Genomic DNA, 9,119 nt, shown 5'->3' with positions numbered 1-9,119 from the left:
TTTATTTCACAACTTATATAATTAAAAACTATAATTTTATTTACTCTATAGGCATTAGTTTTTTTATCAATACAGATATATTATTATCCACTTTAAGATTATTAGTTTCTAAATTAAAAATTGTATAACCAAATACTCCCAATATAATTAACATTGGTATAATAATAATAATTTTTTTAAAATATAATCTTATAAATTTCTGCCAAAAATTTTCTTTTAAACTGATCTTATATGCTTTATTAAAAGCTAACTCCTCTTCTACTTTATAAACTGGCCTTAATGATGCAGCAATATTATCACAAAAATGAATTATTTTTTCATCTCTATCTTTGGCTTCATTGTATTTTCCCTTATATCCAAGAATTAAGCAAACATAAATAAATTCCAAAAAATCTTTAAATTTAAAAGGATTATTAATCCACGAAGATGCGATATCATAAAAATTATTACCGCCCAAAGTTTCATCAAATAGTCTAACGGTTAAAGTATTGTGAGCCCAAAAATCAATAAAAAGTTCATTTTTCATTAAACTTTCATCTATAAAAACACAAAGACAATATTTAAATTTAATAATTTCTTTTTCATCATATTCTTTGCACATACTTAGTTTTGAAGTTATGTCTAAAATTTTATTAATCAATGTTTCCCTAAGTTGATTAATATTATTTGTATCTATAGAAGTGATCTTTGAAAGTCTATAAGAGAGCAAAAGCAATTCTAAGGAATAATCTACAATTTTATTATTTTTTAAACCATCAAAATTTGAATCAAGAAGTAAGCTTAATGCCTTTTTTTCTTCATTGTTAATTATTTCATTCATTGAAATACCGCCCACATTATGATATCAGGATTTTTGATATTATTAGTTAAATAAATACTGATAACATTTTCATTTTTAAAATCCTTAAATAATGGGTCTCTTTTATCTATTTTATAATAAACATAACCGTTTAAATAAGGAATACTAGAAGGAATATTAGGCACTTGATCCACATTCAAACCTTCAAGTTGGGTTGCGACTATATTTTTAATTTTACTTTGAGTATGTATTTTACTTTGAGTTTTAAAATTACTAAGTAAATATTCTATAGTTGAATCTGCACGAATTGCGAAATAAATTTCGGCATCTTCTAAAACACCTGGATTATCAAAAATAAAATCATAAAAACCATTACCATTAATGCTGGTTTTGGCTATAAAATATTTAGGACTTGTGATTTTAGAAAATAATAATCTTAAATTATTCATCATATTTAAAAAGGTACCATAAAGATTATCATGCTTATACGGAATAAAATCTAAAAAAGATTCTTCATTGCTAAAAGCTGCAAGTTCTCCTTGAAATTCTAAAAATTTTTCATATAAAAATTCAGGGTGTATTTTATCTTTTTTTGATAGATGTGAAAATATCAAATACCATTTTTTTAAAAGATTAAGAGATAAAAAAGTGCTAAAATCTAATGTATTTTTTGTTTGATCTATGCCTTTAAAAATATTAGATAAAACTTTTTTGTGCTGATTAATTGAAAAAATAATTTCTTCTAAAAAAGATCTTATAGTGGGTATTTTGCTAATATTTAAACAAGTAGGTATAAAATCATTTTCCAACTCTATTTTTTTATTAATATCAATATTTTTAATTTTTGCGATTGGCAATTCAAGTTCGTCTGGAGTTGAATTGCCTAAAATACCAAGCTTTAATCTTAGACTTGCAAGGAGTAAATCTTTTTTTTCTTGAGTAAAGGTTAAATTTTCAAGCTCATATTCATCTTCAATTTTATCCATTGCATTAGATTTTGAATCATCATAATTCCTTAAAGCAATACTATTTCTAAGACATATATATTTTGAATTTGGAAAAGTGTTTCTTAAAGATAAATCAGCAATATCCGTAACTCCGATTGGAATTTTCAATACTACAACAGAATCAATCAAAGATTCATAATTAATTTCAATAGGTTCTGGTAACAAATCTTGTTCGGGCGCATTAAAAATGCTTCCATCTTGTGCAATACCTGAAATTTTAGAAAGTGCAATTTTTCCTTGTAATAACATTTCTTGAGAAAATTCTAAGTCAATTATACCATATAAATTGCTATATATATTTATAGTCTTAAGGTCTATATTTCTATTAAAAAATCTTTCTTGTTGCTCAAAATGAGTTTGTCCAATATTGAGTCCATCAAACCAAGCAACTTTTAATTTATTTGCCATATATATTTCCTACTCAATTCTTTTAATACCCTTTTTAGATATTTCAAATTTTAAATACTTGCCACTTCCAAATCCATTTGCGTCTTTAGTTTTTGCCCATACTTTTGTCACCTTGTTTGTATTATTTGCAAATAAAACAAGAACTCCAACATAAGGAACTTCTCCACTATCTACTTTAATTGCAATAGTATTATCTTTGGGTGCAATTTGTGTTTTAATAGAATCAAGTTTATCTTTTCCCAATACACCGTCTTCTCTAGTGGCCAAATCTATATCGCTTGCTTCTTCAAATTTTTTAATATCTTTAAGCTGATATATGATAGCCGTCACAGGAACATCATCATTTCTTTTATTGAGATTAGAATTTTCTTTATTGTTGATTTTGATGCTGACCATACTTGAACAAGCACAAAAAATTAAAGGTAATAAAAGAAATAAGCTTTTTTTATAAAACATTTAAATTAAATCCTTTCTTTAAATTAAATTTATAATTTTTAACTCAATTCTAAATTATTAAAAGTAAAATTTTTAAAAAATTAACATAATATTTTTTAAAATTTAATTATAATGAGATAAATTTTTTAGAGGAATCAAAATGTCTTTTTGTGATCAATCAAAAAATAATTTAGACGAATTGCAAGAATTTCAATTGCTTGAAGATGAAATGTCAAAATATAAAACGTTAAATCATGAAAATATTTCTTGGGATAAAGTTTATCAATATTCTCAATTTATATTAATGCAACATTCTTTAGAATTTAAAATCTGTAATTATTTTCTTTTATCCTGTTTTAATTTAAATAATCAAGAATGTTTTGAGAAACTTTTACTTCTTTTTCAACATTTAAAAAAACTTATGGATGAAAATAATGATTATATATTAACTCAAAAACGAAAAATCCAAAATTTAATCCAAAATTTTATTCAAGAATATAATAAAACAGAAATACTTATATCTCCTGAAATTACCAAGCAATTTATTGCTTTATTTTCAGAATTTGAAACTTTATTATCTTGTAATTTTGCAAAAATTGAAATTGTCCAAACTCCAGCACAGCTTCCAAAATCACCCGTAACTCAAGTATCTGTAAATATTAAAAGTGATAATATTAATTCCCTCAATGAAAGAGAATACAAAAATTTTTATCAAAAACTTGCTTTTGAACTCTTAGATGAAGATGAAAATAACCTTAGTGTTTATGCTTTATTTTCTCAAGCGATGTGGGGAAAAATCAAATGCTTACCAGAATGCAATAGTGAAAAGATCACTAAAATAAGAAAACCCGATGCTGATGCAATCCGTATATTGCTGTCTGATAAAAAAAATGATATAGAACACATTAAATGTTTTATGCATGAGCTTATTTTAAATCCTTTTTGGATAGAAGGCATACAACTTTTCTGTCATTTTTTAGAAAAAAAGAAAAAAAATAAACAACTAGATATTCTTATGATATTAACGAGTGATTTTATTTCCAAATTTGAAACCATTGAACTTTTACGTTTTCAAAATGGTGATTTTATTTGTAAAGAAGAAGTTTATAAATATTTTATCAGGGCAAAAGAACATAAAAAAAGCTTATTTTCAATTAAAAAAACCGATAAAGAACAAATATCGCAAGATTTTGAACAAATCTTAATAAATATCGATAAAGAGAATTTTAACAATTCTATTATGAATAATATTAACTCCTTGTTAGAAATGGCAAAAATTTTTGAATCAAAAGGAATGAAAAAAAACTCAAAAATTCTATATATATATTTAGTAGAATTAATGGAAAAAACTTTATTAAAAGACTATTTAGCTGAAGAATATGAAAACGCAAAAAATAAAATTAAATGATACAAGATTAAATTTAGCAAATTTTAATATAATAATCAAACTAAAAAAATATTACTTTTAAGGATTTAACAATGTCAGATGGATCTCATGCCCCAAAAGAACGTATTAATATTACATACAAAGCCAAAACTAATGGACAAAGCGAAGATGTAGAATTACCGTTAAAATTAATGGTAATGGCGAATTTAAAAGGAAAAAATGAAACTCCTTTAGAAGAAAGAGAGATTTTGCAGATTAACAAAATCAATTTCGATCAAGTTATGAGAAAACTTAACATATCAACAAGCTTTAGTGTAAAAAATACCCTTGGTACAGGAGCTGAAGAGCTTGATGTTAAACTTAATATTGCCAGCATGAAGGATTTTTCACCGGATAATTTAGCTAAACAAATACCTGAATTAAATAAGTTATTGCAGTTAAGAGAAGCGTTGATGGCACTAAAGGGACCTATGGGCAATATCCCTGATTTTAGAAAAGCTGTTTTAGAAGCATTGAAAAATGAAAAAACTAAAGAGAAATTACTTTTAGAAATTAAACAAGAAGAGCAAGGAAATTAAAATGGCAAATACTAAAATAGTCGATACTCCAATTATTGAACAAATTATGGAAAAAAGCAAATATTCTAAAACTGATGAAAGTTATAGCATTGCTAAAAGAGGTGTTGCTGAATTTATTTCAGAGATTGTTAAAAGCGATAATGCTGAAGAAAAAATTAATAAATTTGCACTTGATGAGATGATAGCACATATTGATGACTTGCTTTCAATGCAAATGGATGAAATTTTACACAATGAAGAATTTCAAAAGCTTGAATCCACATGGCGCGGACTTAGATTTTTAGTTGAAAGAACTGATTTTAATGAAAATATAAAAATCAATTTATTTGACATAACAAAAGAAGAAGCTTTAGAGGATTTTGAAAATAATCCAGATATAACACAAAGTGTTGTCTATAAAAATATATATTCTTCAGAGTATGGGCAATTTGGAGGAGAGCCTGTAGGGGCGATCATTGGAGATTATCAACTTAGTTCAGCAAGTCCTGATATGACTTTTTTAAATAAAATGGCTAGTATTGCAGCTATGAGTCACTCTCCTTTTTTAACTTCTTTTGGACCAAAATTTTTTGGACTTGAAGATTATTCTGAACTTGCAAATATTCAAGATTTGCAAGGTTTATTAGAAGGACCGCAATATACAAGATGGAGAACTTTTAGGGAAAATGAAGACTCTAAATATACGGGTTTGCTAGTAACAAGATTCTTAGCAAGAAGTCCTTATGATCCAGAAGAAAATCCTATAAAAAGCTTTAATTACAAAGAAAATGTTCATGCTTCGCATAATCATTTATTATGGGCTAACTCCTCATATACTTTTTGCACAAGATTAACAGAAAGTTTTGCCAAATATAGATGGTGTGGCAATATCATAGGACCAAAAAGTGGAGGCTCTGTAAAAGACTTACCTACTTATCTTTATGAGAGTTTTGGCACTATGCAATCAAAAATACCTACAGAAGTTTTAATTACCGATAGAAGAGAATACGAACTTGCTGAAGCAGGCTTTATAACTTTAACTTTAAGAAGAGATAGTAATAATGCGGCATTTTTTTCAGCAAACTCTCCATTAAAGCCAAAAATATTTCAAAATACACCAGAGGGCAAAGAAGCTGAAACAAACTATAGACTAGGAACTCAACTTCCATATATCTTTCTAATCTCAAGATTAGCACATTATCTAAAAGTTTTACAACGAGAAGAAATAGGAAGTTGGAAAGAAAGAAGTGATATCGAAAACGGACTTAATGAATGGATAAGACAATATATTTCTGATCAAGAAAATCCGCCTTCTGAAGTAAGAAGTCGTCGTCCATTTAGGGCTGCACAAGTTAAAGTTGATGATATACCAGGAGAACCAGGATGGTATAAAATAGGACTAAGTGTTAGACCGCATTTTAAATATATGGGTGGTAATTTTGAGCTTTCTTTGGTAGGGAAGCTAGATAAAGAATAATAATGTCTTTGTTAGATAAACTGATTCACGATCTAGACGAGCAAAACGCACACATTCCTTTCTATCAAAATGATTTTGAGGATGTAAAGAATAATATAAAAGTTTTGCTCAACTCCAAGATTAATGACTGTTATACCGCGAAAGATTTAGGGATGCCAAATATGACTGACATTAATCTTAGTTCTAGTGAATTATGCATATCAATGGCTAAGGAAATAAGAAAGTTAATTGATAATTATGAAAAAAGAATAAGAGTTGTTTCTATTACTTATGATAATAGCTTAAGTCCTTGGCAGCTTTCTTTTATTACAAAATGTTTTTTTCAAGAAGATCGTTTTAAAGAATTTAGTATAGAGATTATCTTCAAAAATAATAGATATTGCGAGGTTAAATGAAGGATAATATCTTTTATTACCAAAAAGAACTCGAATATCTATATGAAACTAGAGAATATTTTGTAAAAAATTATCCAAAACTAGCTCCATTTTTAGCTTACGATAGTAAAGATCCTGATGTAGAAAGAATTATTGAAAATTTAGCGATCCTAAGTTCTAAAATTCATCAAGAACTTGATGAAAATATCCCACATATTGCAGAATCTTTAATCAATATAGTTTCTCCAAACTATACAAATCCCCTGCCCTCTTTATGTATGCAAGAATTTAAACTTGAACAAAATAGCAAAGAAAATAAACTTACTATTCCTAAAGGGACTATTGTTAAATCAAAACCTATAGATAAATGCATTTGTGAATTTAAAACTGTTTATGATGTCTATCTTTATCCTATTTCCATAAATGAGGTTTTTGTATCAAGTAAAAACCAAGACTATACTTTTAACTTAAAATTACAAATAGATAAAGCAGAAACAAAAATAAGTGATTTAGGTTTAGAAAAAATTAATTTATATTTAGGTAATGATACTTACATGTCTACTACTTTATTATTATATATACACTCTTATTTGAAAGAATTAAAAATTCAATGTTTAGACACCGATGAAGAATTTTTTCTCAATACTTATGATATTGAAAAAATAGGATTAAATCCAGATGAAAGTAGTTTATCTTATAATGATTTAGGTTTTGAAGCTTTTTCTTTATTGAGGGAATATTTTTTTATGCCTCATAAATTTAATTTTCTAAGAATTAATGGCTTAGATGTTTTAAATAATTGTCAAGGAAGAACAATTAATATTGAATTTAAATTCTCCAAGCCTTTTCCAACAAATTGCATATTTAGAAAAGAATTACTTTCTTTAGGTATGACACCCATTATCAATATCTTTGCAAAAAGCGCAGAACCTCTTATAAATAATCATAAAAAAGATAGTTATCGAATTTTTATTGATAGAAGCCAACCTAAAGCTTATGAGATTATACAAACATTGCAAGTTAAAGCACACAATAGCGAAGGGGGTAAAAGATTGTTAAAAAACTATAAAAGTTTTGAACGTTTTGAATTTTTAAAAGATAATCAAAAAGACTTTTATAGCATAAATACTAAAAAGAATTCTAAAGGAGAAGTATTTAGTGAAATTTCCTTTTTCTCCTCTTATTTAATGGATGAAACCATAAGCATTGATCTTTTATGCTCCAATGGAGATCTTCCTTCAAGATTAAAAATAGGCGATATCAATAATTGCAATTTAAAAGGTGTTGATACTAAAAATATCGAAATTCCAAGCGAAGCGAGAAGATGTAGCGTTGATGGTAATTTATTGTGGAAACTTGTTTCCGTGCTATCTTTTTCTTATCAAACTATATTAAGCAGAAAAGCTTTTTTTGGTGTATTAGAAAGCTATAGTTTTTTAGATAATCAATTAAATTGGAAATCTTATGAACTTTTACAAGAATCTATAGTTGATATTCAAAGCAAAAGCACTTATCTAATTGATGAAAATATTACAAAAAAGGGAACAGTAGCTATTTTTAGCATTAAAGATTCTAAGTTTTATACTTTAGGCGAAGTGTATTTATTAGGATTAGTTATATCCAAATTTTTAGCATCTTTTGCTAGCATTAATTCCTTTTGTGAATTAAAGATAAAATGTCTTGACTCAAAAGAAATTCTACATTACCCTGCTTCCTTTGGAAAAAAAGCTTTAATATGAATGATCTAACTTCATATAGTTTTTTTAAACTTATAAGAAAATTAGAAAAAGATTATGGGAAAAAAAATATATTTTTAAGAACCAATAAAAGTCTAAAACATCCAAATAAAGATCTAGAAAAAATTATTTTTTCAGATCAATCATTTATAGAATTATTTGTAAATTTTATGGGGTTGCATGGAGTTTCTTCACAACTTCCTTCATTTATGTTAGATAAATTATCTAGAAATGAAGATGGAGAGCAAGGTTGGACTTTATTTTTTGATTTTTTTAATCACTATTTACTTTGGATATTTTTCGATGTCGTTGGCTTAAAAAATTATCCGAGATCTTTTAATGATAATTTTAAAGACTCTATTTCTCAAATTTTATTTAATATATTAGGAATTAAAGAATATGATATCGCAAATAAATATTTGCCTTTTGCACCTTTATTATTAAGTTTAAGGCGTCCAAAAACACATATAGAAAGAGTTTTACAAGTTAACTTTAAATTAAAAGACAAATTATCGATCATTGAAAATTTGCCCCACCAAATTTTAATCTCAGATACTCAAAGAAATAAACTGGGTATAAAAAATCACGCCTTGGGAAATAATTTTATACTGGGTGATAAATTTACCTCTTATCAAAATAAAATAGCAATTTATATAAAAGATATTTCATATCAAGAAGCGGTTAAATTTATGCCCAATGGAGCTAAACATGATGATTTAAAAAATAGTATAATGTTTTTAACAAATAATGAATTTTGCGTTGATTTATACCTTAAAATCAACTATTCTTCAGAAATGAAATTTATCTTAGGGGATGAAAATACCGCCAAACTTGGCTGGGCGAAAATCTTAGGAAATACACAAAAAAAATACACCATAGTATATATGAAACTATACGAATAAATAAATAAATAAATATTTATACCACAAAACATACTCA

General features: G+C 26.3%; 9 protein-coding genes. 6 read left to right on the top strand and 3 right to left on the bottom strand.

Annotation, left to right across the window (positions count from 1 at the left end; all coding sequences use genetic code 11):
- Positions 1-40: 40 nt before the first annotated feature.
- The 3 genes from icmH to tssJ are packed head-to-tail and all read right to left on the bottom strand — an operon-like array spanning position 41 to position 2,670.
- Positions 41-820, bottom strand: a complete 780-nt coding sequence (gene icmH, locus H2280_RS07715; protein WP_137624101.1) for a type IVB secretion system protein IcmH/DotU — start codon at positions 818-820, stop codon at positions 41-43.
- Positions 817-2,214 (bottom strand): type VI secretion system baseplate subunit TssK, encoded by a 1,398-nt coding sequence (tssK, locus tag H2280_RS07710; protein WP_337216157.1) that lies wholly within the window; start codon positions 2,212-2,214, stop codon positions 817-819. The genes icmH and tssK overlap by 4 nt, the downstream gene beginning before the upstream one ends.
- 9 nt (positions 2,215-2,223) lie before the next feature.
- On the bottom strand, positions 2,224-2,670 hold the full coding sequence (gene tssJ / locus H2280_RS07705; RefSeq protein ID WP_337216156.1) for a type VI secretion system lipoprotein TssJ: 447 nt from the start codon (positions 2,668-2,670) through the stop codon (positions 2,224-2,226).
- A 139-nt stretch (positions 2,671-2,809) separates the two neighbouring features.
- Here tssJ and H2280_RS07700 point away from each other — a divergent pair, with 139 nt between their 5' ends.
- The 6 genes from H2280_RS07700 to tssG all read left to right on the top strand — a co-directional run bounded on the left by H2280_RS07700 (position 2,810) and on the right by tssG (position 9,082).
- Entirely contained in the window at positions 2,810-4,057 is a 1,248-nt protein-coding gene (locus H2280_RS07700) for a type VI secretion system domain-containing protein (protein WP_337216155.1), read from the top strand.
- Between the two features lie 71 nt (positions 4,058-4,128).
- Positions 4,129-4,614, top strand: coding sequence for a type VI secretion system contractile sheath small subunit (gene tssB, locus H2280_RS07695; protein ID WP_137624104.1), 486 nt, complete (start codon positions 4,129-4,131; stop codon positions 4,612-4,614).
- Position 4,615: 1 nt separating this feature from the next.
- Complete coding sequence (gene tssC, locus H2280_RS07690; RefSeq protein ID WP_137624105.1) at positions 4,616-6,070, top strand: type VI secretion system contractile sheath large subunit; 1,455 nt, start codon at positions 4,616-4,618, stop codon at positions 6,068-6,070.
- A 2-nt stretch (positions 6,071-6,072) separates the two neighbouring features.
- A complete protein-coding gene (gene tssE / locus H2280_RS07685) occupies positions 6,073-6,465 on the top strand; it encodes a type VI secretion system baseplate subunit TssE (RefSeq protein WP_137624106.1) in 393 nt (130 codons plus the stop codon).
- Entirely contained in the window at positions 6,462-8,183 is a 1,722-nt protein-coding gene (tssF, locus tag H2280_RS07680) for a type VI secretion system baseplate subunit TssF (RefSeq protein ID WP_137624107.1), read from the top strand. Before tssE ends, tssF begins: the two co-directional genes overlap by 4 nt.
- A complete protein-coding gene (tssG, locus tag H2280_RS07675) occupies positions 8,180-9,082 on the top strand; it encodes a type VI secretion system baseplate subunit TssG (protein ID WP_337196202.1) in 903 nt (300 codons plus the stop codon). The genes tssF and tssG overlap by 4 nt, the downstream gene beginning before the upstream one ends.
- Positions 9,083-9,119: the final 37 nt, after the last annotated feature.

The sequence above is a fragment of the Campylobacter sp. 2457A genome, assembly GCF_020135895.1.
GTDB classification, from domain to species: Bacteria; Campylobacterota; Campylobacteria; order Campylobacterales; family Campylobacteraceae; genus Campylobacter_D; species Campylobacter_D taeniopygiae.
This window is presented reverse-complemented; position numbering and strand designations above follow the sequence as displayed.

What these genes read in the sequence shown, in the direction of transcription:
- tssF (WP_137624107.1), top strand. Translation starts at nt 6,462, where the DNA reads ATGAAGGATAATATCTTTTATTACCAAAAAGAACTCGAATATCTATAT.
- tssB (WP_137624104.1), top strand. Translation starts at nt 4,129, where the DNA reads ATGTCAGATGGATCTCATGCCCCAAAAGAACGTATTAATATTACATAC.
- tssG (WP_337196202.1), top strand. Translation starts at nt 8,180, where the DNA reads ATGAATGATCTAACTTCATATAGTTTTTTTAAACTTATAAGAAAATTA.
- tssK (WP_337216157.1), bottom strand. Translation starts at nt 2,214, where the DNA reads ATGGCAAATAAATTAAAAGTTGCTTGGTTTGATGGACTCAATATTGGA.
- tssE (WP_137624106.1), top strand. Translation starts at nt 6,073, where the DNA reads ATGTCTTTGTTAGATAAACTGATTCACGATCTAGACGAGCAAAACGCA.
- H2280_RS07700 (WP_337216155.1), top strand. Translation starts at nt 2,810, where the DNA reads ATGTCTTTTTGTGATCAATCAAAAAATAATTTAGACGAATTGCAAGAA.
- icmH (WP_137624101.1), bottom strand. Translation starts at nt 820, where the DNA reads ATGAATGAAATAATTAACAATGAAGAAAAAAAGGCATTAAGCTTACTT.
- tssC (WP_137624105.1), top strand. Translation starts at nt 4,616, where the DNA reads ATGGCAAATACTAAAATAGTCGATACTCCAATTATTGAACAAATTATG.
- tssJ (WP_337216156.1), bottom strand. Translation starts at nt 2,670, where the DNA reads ATGTTTTATAAAAAAAGCTTATTTCTTTTATTACCTTTAATTTTTTGT.